Source organism: Thauera sp. DNT-1 (assembly GCF_055393985.1).
The window spans coordinates 1,118,225-1,134,464 of the sequence record NZ_AP043752.1; the positions used below are offsets into that span (position 1 = coordinate 1,118,225).

The 16,240-nt window shown below is 71.5% G+C and carries 13 protein-coding genes; 11 read left to right on the forward strand and 2 right to left on the reverse strand.

Annotation, left to right across the window (positions count from 1 at the left end; all coding sequences use genetic code 11):
* The first annotated feature begins 1 nt into the window (after position 1).
* The 11 genes from ACZ5PP_RS05220 (at position 2) to ACZ5PP_RS05270 (ending at position 14,339) form a co-directional block, all read left to right on the forward strand.
* Complete coding sequence (locus tag ACZ5PP_RS05220) at positions 2-784, forward strand: hypothetical protein (RefSeq protein WP_012585612.1); 783 nt, start codon at positions 2-4, stop codon at positions 782-784.
* Positions 781-960 (forward strand): hypothetical protein, encoded by a 180-nt coding sequence (locus ACZ5PP_RS05225; RefSeq protein ID WP_004298692.1) that lies wholly within the window; start codon positions 781-783, stop codon positions 958-960. Before ACZ5PP_RS05220 ends, ACZ5PP_RS05225 begins: the two co-directional genes overlap by 4 nt.
* A gap of 7 nt (positions 961-967) precedes the next feature.
* A complete protein-coding gene (cpaB, locus tag ACZ5PP_RS05230) occupies positions 968-1,828 on the forward strand; it encodes a Flp pilus assembly protein CpaB (protein ID WP_004298695.1) in 861 nt (286 codons plus the stop codon).
* Positions 1,815-3,254: a type II and III secretion system protein family protein gene (locus ACZ5PP_RS05235; protein ID WP_012585613.1), complete on the forward strand. Its 1,440-nt coding sequence runs from the start codon at positions 1,815-1,817 to the stop codon at positions 3,252-3,254. Before cpaB ends, ACZ5PP_RS05235 begins: the two co-directional genes overlap by 14 nt.
* 12 nt (positions 3,255-3,266) lie before the next feature.
* Positions 3,267-4,691, forward strand: coding sequence for a CpaF family protein (locus ACZ5PP_RS05240; RefSeq protein WP_043746136.1), 1,425 nt, complete (start codon positions 3,267-3,269; stop codon positions 4,689-4,691).
* A complete protein-coding gene (locus ACZ5PP_RS05245; RefSeq protein WP_004298704.1) occupies positions 4,688-5,557 on the forward strand; it encodes a type II secretion system F family protein in 870 nt (289 codons plus the stop codon). The genes ACZ5PP_RS05240 and ACZ5PP_RS05245 overlap by 4 nt, the downstream gene beginning before the upstream one ends.
* Positions 5,554-6,459, forward strand: coding sequence for a type II secretion system F family protein (locus ACZ5PP_RS05250; RefSeq protein ID WP_464826833.1), 906 nt, complete (start codon positions 5,554-5,556; stop codon positions 6,457-6,459). Before ACZ5PP_RS05245 ends, ACZ5PP_RS05250 begins: the two co-directional genes overlap by 4 nt.
* A 2-nt stretch (positions 6,460-6,461) precedes the next feature.
* Positions 6,462-6,788, forward strand: a complete 327-nt coding sequence (locus tag ACZ5PP_RS05255) for a DUF192 domain-containing protein (protein WP_464826834.1) — start codon at positions 6,462-6,464, stop codon at positions 6,786-6,788.
* On the forward strand, positions 6,785-7,813 hold the full coding sequence (locus tag ACZ5PP_RS05260; RefSeq protein ID WP_464826835.1) for a TadE/TadG family type IV pilus assembly protein: 1,029 nt from the start codon (positions 6,785-6,787) through the stop codon (positions 7,811-7,813). The genes ACZ5PP_RS05255 and ACZ5PP_RS05260 overlap by 4 nt, the downstream gene beginning before the upstream one ends.
* A gap of 257 nt (positions 7,814-8,070) precedes the next feature.
* On the forward strand, positions 8,071-13,629 hold the full coding sequence (locus tag ACZ5PP_RS05265) for an RHS repeat-associated core domain-containing protein (RefSeq protein WP_464826836.1): 5,559 nt from the start codon (positions 8,071-8,073) through the stop codon (positions 13,627-13,629).
* Positions 13,629-14,339: a hypothetical protein gene (locus ACZ5PP_RS05270; RefSeq protein ID WP_464826837.1), complete on the forward strand. Its 711-nt coding sequence runs from the start codon at positions 13,629-13,631 to the stop codon at positions 14,337-14,339. Before ACZ5PP_RS05265 ends, ACZ5PP_RS05270 begins: the two co-directional genes overlap by 1 nt.
* Before the next feature lie 50 nt (positions 14,340-14,389).
* Here the strand turns inward: ACZ5PP_RS05270 and ACZ5PP_RS05275 are convergent, their stop codons facing one another.
* Both ACZ5PP_RS05275 and ACZ5PP_RS05280 read right to left on the reverse strand, forming a co-directional pair.
* Positions 14,390-15,328, reverse strand: coding sequence for a DMT family transporter (locus ACZ5PP_RS05275; RefSeq protein ID WP_012585621.1), 939 nt, complete (start codon positions 15,326-15,328; stop codon positions 14,390-14,392).
* Positions 15,329-15,393: 65 nt separating this feature from the next.
* Positions 15,394-16,239 carry a Rossmann-like domain-containing protein gene (locus ACZ5PP_RS05280; RefSeq protein WP_464826838.1) on the reverse strand — a complete coding sequence of 282 codons (846 nt, stop codon included), beginning with the start codon at positions 16,237-16,239 and terminating at the stop codon, positions 15,394-15,396.
* Position 16,240 lies beyond the last annotated feature (1 nt).

Consider the following 16,240-nt stretch of genomic DNA (forward strand, 5'->3'; position numbering starts at 1 on the left):
CATGCCCGCACACCCCGCCCCGCGCCTCCCGACTTCGCGCCACACGACTCCTGCCCTCCATCCCCGGCCTCGTCCGGACGGACGTGGTCGCGGCGCGCGCGCAGGCCTGTCGATCGCCTTCGCGCTGCTGGTCGGTTCCCACGCCGAGGCCGCCCTGCCCGAACCCTTGCCGCCCCTCGCCGGAGCCCGTATCACGCCGGTGCTCGACAACGCCCGCGTCCATGGCGTACCGACCCGGATCCGCCGGTTCGAGGCGCGAACCGCGACAGCCAGCGTGCGCGCCTTCTACGAGGGAGCGGTCGAGGGCACGCCCCTGAGCTCGCGCATCGACGGCTGGGAAGTGCTGTCCTGGAAGCACGGCGCGGCCTTGCGCACCTTGCGCCTGCGTCCATGCCGTACGGCGCCGGCCGCCTGCACCGAAGGCACCCTGTCCGAGTCCGATCTCTCGCGCGATCCGGCGCCATCCTCGCCAGCTCCGGGCCGCCCGGCGGACAGCCTGCTCAGCACCGACCTGGAAACGAACGATGCCGGCCGGCATGCACGCATCCTCGTCTGGCATGACGAATCCTCGCCCTCCTGGGCCGCGGCGCGCCTGGTCCGCGAGCTCTCGGCCCAGGGCCTCGCGCTCGAGCGTCGTGCGCCGGTCTCCCGGCCCGGCCTGGAGGGCGTGGGGCTGTGGTTCGGCGCCCGGGGCCGCGAGGCGGTCGCGACCATCGTCCGCCACGGCAGCGGGACCACGGTGACGCTGCAGATGATCGACCACGGCGCACGGAGCGGGCGATGAAGCGGATCCGGCGCCTCCGCGGCCAGGCGATGCATGAATACCTGGTCATCCTCGCCATCGTGCTCGGCGTCTTCGGCCTTCCGGCCTTCGACGGCAAGCCGCTCCTCGTCTTCTTCGCCGAAGCCGTGGCCACCGGCTTCGCGCGTTTTCTCGCCAGCATTTCACTGCCGTTGTGATCCACCCATGCTCAAGAGAGTCCCCCGCAACCTCATCATCCTGGCCGTCGCCTCCCTCTTCGGCCTTGGCGCCGCGTGGCTCGCCGCACGCTACCTGGAGGAGCGCGCCACCGAGATCGAACTGCGCCAGCAAGGGCAGATGGGCCATGCGGTGGTCGCCAAGACGGACCTCGCGGTCGGGACCCCCCTCACCCGCGACCTCGTCGCCGTGCGCGAAGTGCCGGTCGAGTGGCTGCACTCGAGCGCGATCACCCCGGAGCAGTTCGAGCGCGCGGCAGGTGCGGTGCTCGCCCAGCCGGCTCGCGGTGGCGAGCCGCTGGTGTGGTCGCAGCTCGAAGAGCGGCGACCCGCCACCCTCTCCGCGCAGCTCGCCCCGGGTCGGCGCGCCACCACGATTCCGGTCGACGAGACCAGCTCGCTCTCCGGCCTGCTGCGCCCGGGCGACCGCATCGACCTGCTCGCGACCGTGCAGCGCGACCACCATCACCTGACCCTGCCCCTGCTCCAGGGCGTACGCGTGCTCGCGACCGGGAGCCGCACCCGGCCCGGCGAGGACGATGGCGCGGGCGACCTCCTGGGTGGAAGCTTCGGCACCCTGACCCTGGATCTCTCCGAGGAGGAGGCGACCCGGCTCGTCGCCGCACGCGCACTCGCCCGCCTGACCGCGGTGCTCCGCCATCCTCGGGACACAAGAACGGCTCCGCTGCAGCGGACCGACGCGCTCGCGCTGCTCGGCCTCGCACCGCCAGCCCGCGAAGCGGGCGTACCGGTCATCTACGGCGGCATCGAGAACCCCGCGCTCGTCCCCACCCCGTCCCCCCTTACCCGCCCCACCCCGCGCGCCGAGCCTGCCCATGACCCGGACTGACCCGATCTCCCCGCCGGCGCGCCGGCGGGCGCTCCCTCCCCTCGTGTGCGCAATCCTGATCCTGGGCCTGCCCGGCCCGAGCCGCGCCGCTCCGCCCGCAAGCGCCGCGCCGCCGGAACCTGGGCGCGCAGCGCTCGCGGTCGTCCACGAGATCCAGATGTTCGCCGGCGAAACCCGGGTGCTGCCGCAGCGCGACGCGCAGCGCCTCGCCGTCGGCGACGCCAAGGTGCTCTCCGCGGCCGTGCTCGACGACCGCGAGATCCTGTTGATCGCCAACGGCCCGGGCGACACCATGCTGCAGGTGTGGACCCGCTCGGGCCGCAGCCAGCGCATCAAGATCACCGTCCGCCAGACCGACACCGCCCGCATCGCACGCGACCTGCAGGGCTTCCTGCACGACGTCCCGCGGCTGCGCACGCGCACCATCGGCGACAACGTGGTCATCGAGGGCGAGGGCCTGAGCGACGCCGAACGCGACAAGGTCACCGAGCTCGCCAAGCGTTTCCCGCAGCTCATCGACTTCACCAGCCGCGTCGGGCTCGACCGCATGTTCGCCTTCGACGTGCGCTTCGTGGAGATCAGCCGCAGCGGCCTGCGCGACCTCGGCATCGACTGGACCACGCAGGGCAAGCCGCTGCTCGGGATCGGCGTGATCGGCGACCTGTACCACGACAACCGCACCGGGGCGACCGTGACGCGCACGCTCGGCAGCGGCGAACTGAGCTCCGAGGTCGAGATCGAGGCGAACCGCGTCTCGCCCTTCGCCGCCAACGTGGCCCTGGTCGGCAGCTTCTTCGGCCGCCTCAACCTGCTCGCGCAGAAGGGCGACGCGGTCATCCTCGCCTCGCCGCGACTCTCGGCGCGCAACCGCGGCGAAGCGAGCTTCCTCGCCGGCGGTGAAATCCCCGTCCCGGTCGCCTCCGCCACCGGGACGCCGAGCGTGACGTTCAAGGAATACGGCATCCGCCTCAACATCCTCGAACCGGTCGCCGACGCCGCCGGAACGATCCGCGCGCGCATCCGCACCGAAGTCAGCTCGCTCGACCGCAGCGTCGCCGCCCAGGGCGTTCCCGGCCTGCTCTCGCGCCGAACCGAGACCGAGTTCAACCTGCGCAACGGCGAGACCCTGGTGCTCTCCGGGGTGCTGCAGCGCGAACAGCAGAGCGACGAGAATGCGCTCCCGCATTTGGGTGAGCTCCCGGTAATCGGTCGACTGTTCCGGTCCACCCGGTTCAACAGCCGCGAAAGCGAACTCGTGGTCTTCGTCACCCCCTGGCTGCTCGAGCCCGGCGAAGGCCTTCTGGATCCGCGCGCGCAACTGCTCGAACGCCGTGCCGAGCAGGCCCTCGCCCCTGCGCCCGAACCCTCGCCGGCGCTGCGCGAGCCCGCGGATCCCGCGTGGAACGCCCTCTACGGCGGCAACTGACCGGAGGCCTGCATGTTTTTCCGCACCGCACGCAAACCGCCCGAAGACTCGTCCGTCGCCCTGGCCGCAGCAACAGATAAGCCGGCCGCAGCGTCCGCGCCCATATCCGAGCCACCAGTCCGCCCGGCCGACGAGCCGCACCCGCCCGCTGCCGAAGCGAACGCGGATTTCACCTGGCGCAAACGCATCCACGAACGCCTGCTCGACACCATCGACCTGCGCCGGCGCGATCTCAACCGCATGTCGGACGACGAGTTGCGCGCCGAGACCACCGCGCTCGTACGCGAGATCATCGCCGCCGAGGCCGCGCTTCCAGGCGGGCTCGACCGCGAACAGCTGTGCAGCGAGGTGCTCGACGAGGCCATCGGCCTCGGACCGCTCGAGACCCTACTCGCCGACGAGTCGGTGAGCGAGATCATGGTCAATCGCTTCGACCAGATCTTCGTCGAACGTGGCGGCCGCATCGCGCCGCACCCCACCACCTTCACCAGCGACCGCGCGGTGCTCGGCGTCATCGAGCGCATCGTCGCGCCGCTCGGCCGCCGCATCGACGAATCCTCGCCGATGGTCGATGCCCGGCTGCGCGACGGCTCGCGGGTCAATGCGATCATCCCGCCGCTCGCCCTCAAGGGCCCGACGCTCACCATCCGCAAGTTCGCGCGTCGGGCGCTCGAGGTCGCGGACCTCGTCCGCATGGGTTCGCTCTCGCACGAGATGGCCGCATTCCTGCGCACCTGCGTCGAGCAGCGGCGCAACATCGTGGTCTCCGGCGGCACCGGCTCGGGCAAGACCACCTTCCTCAACCTGCTGTCGAACTTCATCCCCGACGGCGAACGCATCATCACCATCGAGGACGCCGCCGAGCTGCGCCTGCGCCACAGCCACCTGGTCAGCCTGGAGGCGCGCCCGTCCAACCTGGAAGGGCGCGGCGCGATCAGCATCCGCGACCTCGTGCGCAACGCGTTGCGCATGCGCCCCGACCGCATCGTGGTGGGCGAATGCCGCGGCGGCGAGGCGCTCGACATGCTGCAGGCGATGAACACCGGCCACGAGGGCTCGATGACGACCCTGCACGCGAACAGCCCGCGCGATGCGCTCGCCCGCCTCGAGACGCTCGTCCTGATGGCCGGCATGGATCTCCCGCTGGCCGCAATCCGCGAGCAGATCGCCAGCGCGGTGGACATCATCGTCCAGCAGACCCGCTTCGCCTGCGGCGCGCGCCGGCTCACCAGCATCACCGAGCTCACCGGCATGGAGGGCGGACGCATCCAGCTGCAGGAACTCTTCCGCTTCGAGCGCCGCACCGCCGATTCCCCCACCGCCGACCCGAGCGGCGGCCACTTCACCGGCTGCGATGCCGTGCCGGGCTTCTACGACGAACTGCGTCGCCAAGGGGTCGCGCTCGACCTGCACCTGTTCGACCGGAAGCGCTCATGAGTGCCCTGGCTTCGTCACCCGCCGTGCTGCTGGCCACGCTCGCCTTCGGCCTCGCCTCCGCCCTGCTCGCCTGGTCGGCAATGCGCATCGCGGGCAATGCGCTCGCACGCTACCGCGAACGCTTCACCGCCGAGGCCCACCTGCAGCTCGAAGAACTCTTCCTGTTCATGGACCCGGCGCGACTCTTCGTCCTGAACCTCCTCGCGGTCACCGTCGGCGGCATCGGCAGCTGGCTCGCCAGCGGCGAGGTGCTGATCGCACTCGCCAGCGCGGGTGCGCTGGCCCTGCTACCGCGTCTTGCCTTCGGACTGCTGCGCCGGCGCCGGCTCGACCTCATCGAACAGCAGCTGCCCGACGCGCTGCAGGTGATCGCCGGCGGCCTGCGCGCGGGGGTTTCGATGACGGTGGCGCTGCAGCAACTCGTCCGCGAAGGGCGCCCGCCGATCGCCCAGGAGTTCGACCTCACCCTGCGCGAGCACCGCCTCGGCATTCCGCTCGACGAGGCGCTCGACCATCTCGCCGCACGCGTGCGCATGCCCTCGCTGACCCTCGTGATCGCCGCGATGCGGATCGCCAACGAGACCGGCGGCAGCCTGGCCGAAGCGCTCGAACGCGCGGCGCTGACCGTACGCAGCCAGCTCGCGATGGAAGGCAAGATCGGCGCCCTCACCGCACAGGGCAAGCTTCAGGCGGTGGTGGTCGGCATGCTGCCGCTGGCGCTGCTGCTGGTGCTCGACCGCATGGAACCGGAGGCGATGGGCTTCCTGTGGCACTCGCCGCCCGGCTGGGCGACGCTGGCGGTGATCGCCACGCTCGAGGTGCTCGGCGTGCTGCTGATCCGGCGCATCGTGGCGATCGACGTATGAGCTCCGCGCACTTGCTTGTGCTCGACGAACGCACGGTGATCGCGGCGGTGGCCCTGCTCGCCGGTCTCGGCAGCGCCGGCATCGTCGCCGCGCTGGCCCGCAGCGTCAGCGCCGTCCGGCCCGAGGACCGCACCTGGCTCGACACGCCACCGCGCTTCCTGCGCCTGCTGTGGTGGCCCACGCGCTGGATCGCGCACCTGGTCGCACCGCTGCTGCCGGCGCGGCTGCAGGCACGGCTGGCCGTGCGACTGCGCCTTGCCGGACTCGACTACACGCTCTCTCCGGCGCAGCTGCTCGCACACCGGGTCGCCGTCGGGCTGTGCGGGCTGGCAGCCGGCCTCGGGTGTGCCCACGCATGGGCACTTCCTCCGGCGCTTCCCGCGCTGGCGGGCGCCACCGCCGCCACACTGATCGCGTGGTCCTGGCTGGACGATCGCATCCGCTGCCGACGCCGGCTGATGCTCAAGCAGCTCCCCTTCGTGCTCGACCTCATCACCCTGTGCGTCGAGGCCGGCCTCAACCTCACCGGGGCACTCCAGCAGGCGGCCGCGAAAGGCCCTGCCGGACCGCTCGGCGAAGAACTGCACCGCGTGCTGCGCGACGTGCGTGCGGGCAAGTCGCGCGCCGACGCGCTGCGCGGTTTCGCCGACCGCATCGGCGAACCGGCGATCGCGAACCTGGTCTCCACGGTCATTCAGGCCGAGAACATGGGCATGAGCCTGGGCCCGATGCTGCGCGCGCAGGGCGAGCAACGCCGCGCGGAGCGCTTCGCCCGCGCCGAGAAGGCGGCGATGGAAGCGCCCGTGAAGATGCTGCTCCCACTGATCGCCTGCATCTTCCCCTGCACCTTCATCGTGCTCGGCTTTCCGATCGCGGTGAAGTTCATGACCATGGGGCTGTGAGCATGCGCGTCCTTGTCGCCCGCAGCTTCCTGCAACGCGCCCGCGGCCTGCTCGGACGCGCGCACCTCGCCGACGACGAGGCCTTGCTGCTTCGTCCATGCTCGTCGGTCCACACCTTCGGCATGTGCTTCGCCATCGACGTGGTGTTCATCGACCCGCAAGGCGTCGTTCTCGCGGTGCGCGAGGCGCTCGGCCCGTGGCGTGTCGCGCGTTGCCGCGGCGCCGCCGCCGTGCTCGAGATGGCGGCCGGCGCCGCGAGACGGGCGGGACTCGTCCCCGGCACGCATCTCAGGCTGGCTTCCACCTTGTCGGTGGTAGTGCGCGCATGATGAATCCCGCCCATCCGCTGCCGCCGGCGCGGCGGCCTCTTCCACGGCTTCTTCCACGGCCTTGGCGCCACCGCCAGCGGGGCGCCGGCGCGGCCGAGTTCGTCATCGTCGCCCCGGCCCTGCTCGCGCTCACACTGGCGATGCTGCAGACCGGGCTCGCCTTCCATGCCCGCAGCATCGTCAATTACGCCAGCTTCGAGGCCGCGCGCGCCGGAAGCATCGCCAACGCCGGACTGGCGAGCATGCGCCTGGCCTTCGCGCGCGCGATGACCCCCTATTACGGCGGCGGTCGCAACCTGGCCGAGCTCGCCGACGCCTTCGCCGCGGCACAGATCGATCTCGCTGCCGCCCTGCGCATCGAGATCGTCTCCCCCACCCGCGAGAGCTTCGACGACTACCACAGCCTGGCGGCCGCGCGCCGCCTGCAGACCACGGCGCGGGTGATTCCGTCCGCGCAGCCGGGCGTGCTCGGCTGCCCGGCGGACCGCGCGAACTGCAACGCCGATCCGGCAAGCAACCGCTCGGGCCAGACACTCGCCGACGCCAACCTGCTCAAGCTGCGCGTCACCTGGGGGCTGCCGCCGGCCAAGCAGGTTCCCCTCGCCGGACGATTCTTCACCTGGGCCCTGCGCATACTCGATCCGGACGACGACGACGCCTTCCGCCGCGGCCTGGTGGAGGCCGGCCGCATCCCGATGGTGAGCCAGGTCACGCTGCGCATGCAGTCCGACGCGATCGAGAACGAGGCGATGCGGCCCCGTACGGCGGGAAGCGCCACCCCCCCAGCCGCCGATTCGACGCCCCTGCCCGGCTGCACCCCCACGGCCCCTCTGTGCACGCCCGAACCTGCGACTGCGGACACTGCACCCGAGGCGGCGGACCCGACCGGGGAAGACGGTACGCCGGCTGGCGACGGCAGCGGATCCGACGGTGAGCCGGGGCCGGGAACCGACAGCGGCGACGAAACCGAGGACGCGGAGGACGCCGAGGACGCCGAGGACGCGGAGGAGGAACCCGAGTGCTGAACGCTGCCCCCACGCTGTCATGCGATGCCCCCGCGGCCTTGTACCGCCGGACCACTCCGGCGCGGCGGCAACCGATGCGCAGCTCGTCCGCATGCCTGCAGCCGCCAGCCGGTCCGCTGCACCATGCGATGCGGGCGGGTGCCGCACTGCTGGCGGCGCTCTGTATCACGGCGCTCCCCGGGGTAGCGGCCGAGACCTCGGCGGCGCAATCCGGCGCCGCGGATCACGGCATCCAGCAGAGCGGGTGCGGAATCACGATGAGCTGTGCACCGGACTCTGCGCAGGACGGCCCCTCGGCGCCAGAGCCCCCCGCAGCGGGGCAATGCGTCTCCAACAACGCGGGCAACCCCTGCGGCAGCGCCAGCGGCCCGGCCAGCCAGGGTTCCACCACCGGCCAGGACGTCGGCGCGGGAAACCCGATCGACGTCCTCTCGGGCAACAAGTACCAACAGGAGGTCGATCTTCCGGCGCTGCCAGGCATCCTCGGCCTCGAGATCGTCCGCCACTACAACAGCCGACGTGCGCGCCCGGGCGACATCGGGGCGCTCGGCAGCGGCTGGAGACTGTCCTACGAAACGCGCCTGAACATCCGCGACGATCGCCTCGAAATCCTCCAGGCCGACGGCGCACGGGTGATCTTCGCGCGCCGGCCCGGTGAGCCGCAGCGCTGCGCCAGCCGCGACCCCAGCCGCGGCGAGATCCTGCTCCGGCACCGCCCCGGCGGCGGCGACGAATATCTCTGGCGCTGGCCCGACGGCCGCAGCCTGCTGTTCGACAGCGCCGGCCACCTGGTGCAGATCCTCGTTGCGAGCGGCGAGTTCGTCTCACTGCGCCACGACGCCGCCGGCCGGCTGCTGCAGGTCACCGACCCGCAGGGCCGCAGCCTGCAAGTTCACTACCACGCGCCCGGCAGCGGCATCGACGGCATCACCCACATCGACAGTCCGCTCGGACGCTTCTCGTATGCGCAGGAACGCGTCGCGCTTCCCGCGCGGACGGACGCAGGCACGCAGCCTGGGCGCTCCGTCCACGCTCCGCAACGCCCGGGCTCTGCCGGCCCGAGCCGCCCCCTGCAGCGCGGCGCTCCCGCCGGAAAGGCCGCTGCACCCGCGGTCACCGCGGCGCGCCTGCTCCGTGTCGACTACCCCGGCGCACCGGCTGCGCAGACCGGCGGAGCCGCCGCGCGCGAATATCACTACGAGGACCCGCGCCATCCGGTCGCGCTCACCGGCATCAGCGTGCTCGCGCGTCAGCCCGCAGGCCCGCCCGTGCCCGAACGAATCGCCAGCTACGCCTACGACCACGCCGGGCGCGGCATCCGCTCGGTGCGTGGCGCGCTGCCGGCAGGCGGTGAAAGCGGCCCCGAGGACGTGCGCCTCGACTATCCCGAACGCGGCCGCAGCGTGCTCACCAACAGCCTCGGCCAGCGCACCACCTACCTTGGCGCGGTGATCGCCGGCCAGCGCCGCCTGCTCGAAGCGCGCGGCCCGGGCTGCGCGCGCTGCGGCCCCACCGACGTCCGCTACCGCTACACGCCCGACGGCCGATTGAGCGCCATCACGACCCTGGACGCCGAGGGCAGGCCGCGCCTTTCCACCCAGCACCGCTTCGACACCCGCGGGCGCCTCGCCGAGACCCTCGGTGCCGATCTCTCCGGCGCCCGGCCGCGCCTGCTCGACCGCACGCGCTACGAATATCCCGACGCGCCGGCAACCGCGCTCGCCGACACGGACCGTGCAGCGCAACGCACCGAGCCCGCCGCGACGACACCTCCGCGCGCGATCATCCGCCCGAGCGTCGTCCCCGGCCGCGAGCACCGCATCGAGCTGCGCTACAACGCGACCGGCCAGCCCATCGAACTGCGCGAGTCCGGTTTCAGCCCGATCGACGCCGAAGGCCGGCCGGATCCCGTGCCGATCGAACGCCGCGTCACCTGGCGCTACGCCACGATCAATGGTCGCAGCGTGCTTGCCGAGCTCGACGGCCCGCTCCCCGACGGAGCGGACGCCAGCCCGCTCGACAGCGACCTCGTCCGCCTGCACTGGGACGAACGCGGCAGCTTCATTCGTGCGCTGGAAGGTCCCGGCGGCCAGCGCAGCGAGATCGAATCCGATCCGGCCACCGGCCTGCCGCGGCGGGTGCGCGATGCCGAAGGTCACGAGACCCACTTGCGCCGCGACTCCGCCGGCCAGCTGATCCGGTGGCGCAGCCGCAGCCCGCGTGAGGCGGCAGATCGCATCCACGCTGCCGAATACGATGCCCTCGGCCAACTCGTCGAGCTGCGTTCCGGAGAGGATGAAGAGCGCCTGCATCCGCGCTGGCGGCGCGCCTTCGATGCCGCCGGCCGCCTGCAGTGGCACGCCGACGCGCTCGGCATCCTGCGGACCTGGGCCTACGACCACGAGAGCCGCGTCGTCGAGACCGGGCTGCGCAGCGCCAGCCGGCTGCTGCGGCGCCGCTGGCGTTACGACGAGCACGGACGCCTCGCCGCGATCGACGACGACACCGGCTTCACCCGCAGCCTGCGCCACGACGTCGCAGGCCGGCTCGTCGGCCTCCTGGACAGTCACGGTCGCGAGCTGCTGCCGCCCGCGCGCCACCCCGACGGCGGATCCGCGCCGGCAGCACCCCCTGCCCACCCACGCATCCTGAAGGACGACTTCGGACGCCCCGTCCTCGAACGCAGTCCCGACGCCGGAGCGCGCTGGCGCAGTTTCGATGCCGCGGGGCGCCTTGTCGCCATGGGCGACGCCCTCGGCCACCGCGCGCGCTACACCTGGGACCCGCGCGGCCGCATCCTCGCCCAGGAGATCACCGACGGGCGCAACGGCAGCACCGAGACCACCCGCTGGCGCTACGACGGCTCCCGCCTGCTCGAAGTCGATCACCCCAATGGGCGCGAACGCTACGAGTACGACCAGCGCGGCTTGCGCAGCGCGCGCATCGTGAGCCTGAAGCGCGACGGCGGCGAGCTCGTCGTGGTCACGCGCTACGAGTACGACGCCGAGGGGCATCTTGTCGCCACCACCCTGCCCGACGGCAGTCGCCTGCGCTACGAGCGCAACGGCCAGGGCCAGGTCGTCGCGCTGAAGCGCCAGCCGGTGGCCACGCCCTGGCTGCGCGCGCTGGCGCGCGAACAGGTCATCGCCAGCGGGTTCGAGCGCGATCTCTTCGGCCTGCGTGGCTTCCGGGCCGGCAACGGCATGCGTACGTTGCACGAGCGCACGCGCACCGGCACCCTGGTCCGCGTCGTTCATCTGCGCGCCGACGAGCGCGGCGCACCGGTCCGTAATGCACGTGCGCTGCTGCCGATCGCACCTGGCCAGCCCCTGGCCGCGCGCATCGAACGCTTGTTCGGCATTTCCGCGGCCCACGCCGCGCAAGCAAACACCGATGCGGACGTCACCCAGCCGGTGGAGGCAGCAGATGGCCAAGCCCTCGAAGGTGCGTTACCACGCCTGCAGGAGACTGTCGCGTCCGCCGACACCATCCTGCTCGACTACCAGTACGTCTGGGACCCGGAAGGCAACCTCCTGCACGCACGCCGGCGCGAGCCCGACGGCCCGCTGCCCTCGACGCGCCGCAGCCAGGCCTACGACCTTCGCAACCAGCTCGTGGCCAGCGTCGAATGGCGGGACGACGGCGACGTGCTGGCCGAAACCGCCGTGTGGCGTTACGCCTACGATCGCCACCAGCGCCGCGTCCTTGCCCAGGAAGGCGCGGTGTCGCAGCAGGAGCTCGCCGGCCACACCCGCCCGACCCACTTCGCACCGGGCAGCCACCGTGCCCTGTCCTCGAGCCCACGCGCAGCGAACGTGCCGGCGCGGGCCGCCGCGAGCCGACCGCACGAGGCCGCCACGCCCGGTCACCACGACGCCAGCGGCCAGCCCGAACGCTTCGGCGCGCGCAGCCTGCGATGGGACGCACTCGGCCGCCTGATCGAGGTGCACGCAGGCGATCGCAGCATCGCCCGCTACGCCTACGACCACCGCGGTCTGCGCATCGCGCGCACGCGCTTCGATCCCGCAATGGTCGCGCCCACAACGACCCACACCGTGTACGACGACGCCCGCCAACCCCTCGCAGAGCTGGACGCCGACGGCAGATTGATCCGCCAGTATCTGTGGCTCGCCGACCTGCCCCTCGCCGTGCTCGACACCCCGGCGCGCCCCGACAGCGCAACCGACTCCGCGCGACGCATCCTCGCAGACCTCGGCCGCATCGCGCAAAGCTGGCTCGCCCCGCAGGCCGGCCTCGCCTGGCTGCACACCAACCACCTCGGCGCCCCCGAACTGGCCACCGACGCCGACGGCGAGCCGCTCTGGCGCGCGCGCCACGCCCCCTTCGGCGCCGCGACGGTCACCACCTCGCCCCGGCGTCCCGACTTCACCCTCGACCTGCGCCTGCCCGGCCAGGTCTTCGACGCCGAAACCGGCCTGCACTACAACCGCCGCCGCTACTACGCGCCGACCCTGGGCGAATACCTCACCCCCGACCCGCTCGGTACGCCGGACGGGCCGAACCCGTATGCGTATGCGGCGTTCAATCCGCTGCGGAACGTGGATCCGGATGGGCTGGTGCTGTTCGCGTTCGATGGGACGGGGAACAGCGACGACCTCAACGACCCGGCGATGGCGGGCAGCGGATTCAGCAATGTGGTGTATTTCTTTGACGCTTACACTGCCACCAAGCGCTATGTAAGTGGCGTCGGCACCGTGCATCACGACATCGACTACGGCGACATCCGCCCGGAAGACCACGCGACCGGCCATCTGCTCTGGTGGCTGACACCGGGCGATCCGGTCCATGTGAACGACATGGGCGGCAACTACTCGGGGCCGGCACGGATCGGGCGGATGAGCCAATACCTGGACGACGAGGCCGAGCTCTTCAGTGACGACCGGGTAATGGACATCGACATCGTCGGCTTCAGCCGCGGCGCGGCCCAGGCGCGCGAGTTCGCCAACCGGATCGTCGCGAAGACGGTCCGCCATGAGGGCCAGGACTACTACCGCTACACGAACCGCCGCGGAGACTCTGCCTGTCAGGCGGTCGATTTCCGCTTCATGGGGCTCTTCGACACCGTGCTATCGACCAATTTCAGCGGCGAAGCGTATCGCCTCGGGATCCCGGAGGTCTTCGCCCATGTTGCGCAGGCGGTCGCGCTCAACGAGCACCGCTCGGACTCGATCACGGAGTTCGCCTATCGCAACCCGAAGCCGCATCGCATGCACTGGGGCGGCTTTCCGCTCGAGTCGATCGGCGCCAGCAGCGATGCGCCCGGTCGCATCCGCATCGAGAAGGGCTTCGTCGGCGCCCATGCGGACATCGGCGGGGGCTATCCCGACGCCGAGCAAGGCCTCTCGCTGGTTGCACTCAACTGGATGGTGGCGCAAGCACGCGACGCCGGGGTAGAAATGGAGTCGGTGGCCCCCGTTCCCATCCTTAATGTGGTGATCCACGACCAGAGCAATGTGATCGAGATCGGCAACCCGCAACACAGCGTCGTTCCGCGCCCGACCGGGAACGGCGATCTGCCCCGGATCGATTACGTCTTCCCCGAGGACCGCGCGGTCAACGGCGCGGTGGCCGGAGATCGCCAGCGCCGCATGGCGTTCGACAACGGCAGCCTCACCCACGCCGACACCCTGCGCTACATCACCTGGCTCCCGCGCGACGCCACAAGGCGCGGCGACGGCTCCACGCTCGACCCGCGCCGTCTCGGCGACGTCACCGGCACGGTGGATATGGCGAGCTACCTCGCCTGGCTCGGGCAGCCCGAGAACGGCTACACGACGACAAATGGAGGATTCTGATGCGACGACGCTTCCTGATCCGGCTCGCGGTGGCGACCCTCGGCACCGCCCTTATGACGGCCTGTCGCGGGACCCTGCCGACAGCCCCGCCCGCCCCGCTCACCGAATCCCAGGCGCGCTACCTGGAGAGCCGGCAGCGCATGCTGCAGCGCTTCGGTCGTCCCGGTTTCGAGTTGGTGGTCGATGCGCTGGCCGGACAGGAGTTCCTCGGCGTGGAGTTTTTCCCGGAGTATGCGAATCAATCTTTTTACCGGGCTGGCGGGCAGACCTTGCGATCGCAGGCCAAGCTGATCCTCTCTCAACCCGTCCCCGAACGCGCCCGGATTCTTTGGCGCGACACCTCCGAGCGACGCTTCATCGAGGGGGTCGGCAGTCGATACGCCGGCAACATCCTCGGCGACGAAACCATCGAAGTCGGCTCCCGCATCCCGCAGGAGCTCATCGACGACCTCGAGCGCGACCCGCGCGGCAATCTGCGGCTCAAGTTCCGCATGAGCAAGGATGGCACGCTGTTCGGCTGGGATATCCAGCGCCGGCCGGGCTACGATCCGAACCTGCGCGACCCGCAAGGCCGGGACATCCACTTTCCCGCCGTCCACTCCTTCGCCGGGGGCGATTTCCGTGAGGCCGAAATCGTCAACGGCAAGGTCGTGCGCAAGGGCTGGCACATCGAGCGCCGCACCGGCCGAAAGGTCGAGACGGACTATTGACGCGCGCGCGGTGAAGGCGCACGGGACCGACTGCACCGTCCCGCGCCGGCTTACGCCGCCTGGCGCCGCGCCGCCGCGCGGGTGCTCACCAGGATGCCGCCGACGATCAGCAGGAAGGCGATGCCATGATAGGGGCGCGGCCATTCGCCGATCACCGCGGCGGAGAACACCGCGGCGAAGAGCGGGGTGAGGTTGTAGAAGATGGCCGCGGTGGCCGGGCCGGCCTCGGCCACCGCCACGCCCCAGGAGCGGTAGGCGATGATCGAGGGGCCGACGGCGATATAGACGATGGCCGCGACCAGGCCCCACGACCACTGCGTGGGCCCGGACGGGAACACGACGTCGCCCGCCGCGGCGGCGGCCACCGCCCACAGCACGCCGAAGACGCACTGGGCGACCAGGAACTCGGCCCAGTTCCACTTCGGCCGCGCCTCGCCCGCCATGTGCGCGGGCGGGCGCGCGAGCAGCCAGCTGTAGCCGGTCCAGCCGAGCATGGCGAGCAGCATGAGCAGGTCGCCCTCGACGAACTCGATGCGCGCGATCGCGGCCGGGTCGCCGCGCGACAGCACCAGCGCCACCCCGACCAGGGAGAGCAGCGCGCCGAAGACCTGCACCGGGCGCGGGATGACGCGGTAGAACACGGCGCCGATCAGCATCATCCATACCGGCGCGCTGGAGGCGATCAGGGTGACGTTGAGCGGCGTGCTGGTGCGCAGCGCCATGTATTGCAGCGCGTTGTACGCGCCCACGCCGATCAGCCCGAGCACCGCGAGGTGGGTCCAGCGCGCGCGGATCTGCGCACGTGCCGCCGGCGTGCCGAGCGCGCGCCAGCCGAGCGGCAGCAGCAGCACGAAAGCGAGCATCCAGCGCACCGCGTTGAGCCAGAGCGGGTCCATGCTGCCGATGGCGAGGCGGCCGACGACCGCATTGCCCGCCCACAGCAGGGGCGGCAGGACGAGGAAGAAGACGAGTCGGGGAGTCAGGTGCATTTGGGGGGTCGATCTTTATTGTTTTGCGGGCAGCGTGGAGGCTGCCCGCACGCGAGGCCGCAACCTTAGCGGTTTTCCGACAGGCCTGGCCAGTCCGCCGCGCCGAGCGCGAACTTGTAGGCGAAGCCGCTCCAGGACTCGCCCCGGCGCAGGGCGTCGATGAAGCCGGCACGATCGGTGATCCAGCTCCCGCCCACCACGGTGACACCGCGCGCGAACAGCGGATCGGGCAGGCAGCCGGCGCTCGGGCCGATCAGCACGATGCGCCGCGCATTGCGGCAATGCGCGAGCATGTCGTCCACCGTGTGGTTGAGCAGGATGGTGCTGGTCGACAGCACCTTGTTGCAGTCTTCCAGCGCCGCGGCGTCGAGGGTGACGCGGTAGCCGTCGTAGTGGCCGGCATAGTCGGGGTTCAGCTCGATCACGGTGAGCTGCGCGCCGGCAGCGGTGACCTGCTTCAGCAGCGGGGTGAACAACCCCACCATGCCGACGTGGTCGCCCGCCTGCGGGTCGATGCCGCCGATCGAGTCGGTGGCGCGCGGCGGCGCGAAGCCGATGCGCTCCATCACCGTGCGCGACAGCGCGTTGGCCGCGGCGAAGCCGAGCGTGCGGCGGATCTCCGCGTCGCCCCCCGCGCCGGCGGCGGGCGCGGCGAACTCGCGCGCGAGCTGCAGCGCGTCCATGCCGACGATGGTGTGCGGGTCGTCGGAGGCGGCGAGCCGCGGGAGGATGCCGCCGAGCAGCACATAGGAGAGGCCGAGCGCGCCGTCGTCGAGCTCGAGCGCGCAGAACTCGCCGTTCTTCGATGCGGCCGCCTCCGGCGGCGGCAGGTGCAGGGCGCGCACGCGCGGGATCGGGCAGCCGGCGGTGGCGCGTTCGAGTTCGGCGATCAGGTCGGTGGCGAAGCTCATG

Bases quoted from the DNA above. Each gene is read 5' to 3' on its own strand.
- ACZ5PP_RS05220 (WP_012585612.1), top strand. From the start codon at position 2: ATGCCCGCACACCCCGCCCCGCGCCTCCCGACTTCGCGCCACACGACT.
- ACZ5PP_RS05275 (WP_012585621.1), bottom strand. From the start codon at position 15,328: ATGCACCTGACTCCCCGACTCGTCTTCTTCCTCGTCCTGCCGCCCCTG.
- cpaB (WP_004298695.1), top strand. From the start codon at position 968: ATGCTCAAGAGAGTCCCCCGCAACCTCATCATCCTGGCCGTCGCCTCC.
- ACZ5PP_RS05260 (WP_464826835.1), top strand. From the start codon at position 6,785: ATGATGAATCCCGCCCATCCGCTGCCGCCGGCGCGGCGGCCTCTTCCA.
- ACZ5PP_RS05225 (WP_004298692.1), top strand. From the start codon at position 781: ATGAAGCGGATCCGGCGCCTCCGCGGCCAGGCGATGCATGAATACCTG.
- ACZ5PP_RS05270 (WP_464826837.1), top strand. From the start codon at position 13,629: ATGCGACGACGCTTCCTGATCCGGCTCGCGGTGGCGACCCTCGGCACC.
- ACZ5PP_RS05245 (WP_004298704.1), top strand. From the start codon at position 4,688: ATGAGTGCCCTGGCTTCGTCACCCGCCGTGCTGCTGGCCACGCTCGCC.
- ACZ5PP_RS05255 (WP_464826834.1), top strand. From the start codon at position 6,462: ATGCGCGTCCTTGTCGCCCGCAGCTTCCTGCAACGCGCCCGCGGCCTG.
- ACZ5PP_RS05265 (WP_464826836.1), top strand. From the start codon at position 8,071: ATGAGCTGTGCACCGGACTCTGCGCAGGACGGCCCCTCGGCGCCAGAG.
- ACZ5PP_RS05240 (WP_043746136.1), top strand. From the start codon at position 3,267: ATGTTTTTCCGCACCGCACGCAAACCGCCCGAAGACTCGTCCGTCGCC.
- ACZ5PP_RS05280 (WP_464826838.1), bottom strand. From the start codon at position 16,239: ATGAGCTTCGCCACCGACCTGATCGCCGAACTCGAACGCGCCACCGCC.
- ACZ5PP_RS05250 (WP_464826833.1), top strand. From the start codon at position 5,554: ATGAGCTCCGCGCACTTGCTTGTGCTCGACGAACGCACGGTGATCGCG.
- ACZ5PP_RS05235 (WP_012585613.1), top strand. From the start codon at position 1,815: ATGACCCGGACTGACCCGATCTCCCCGCCGGCGCGCCGGCGGGCGCTC.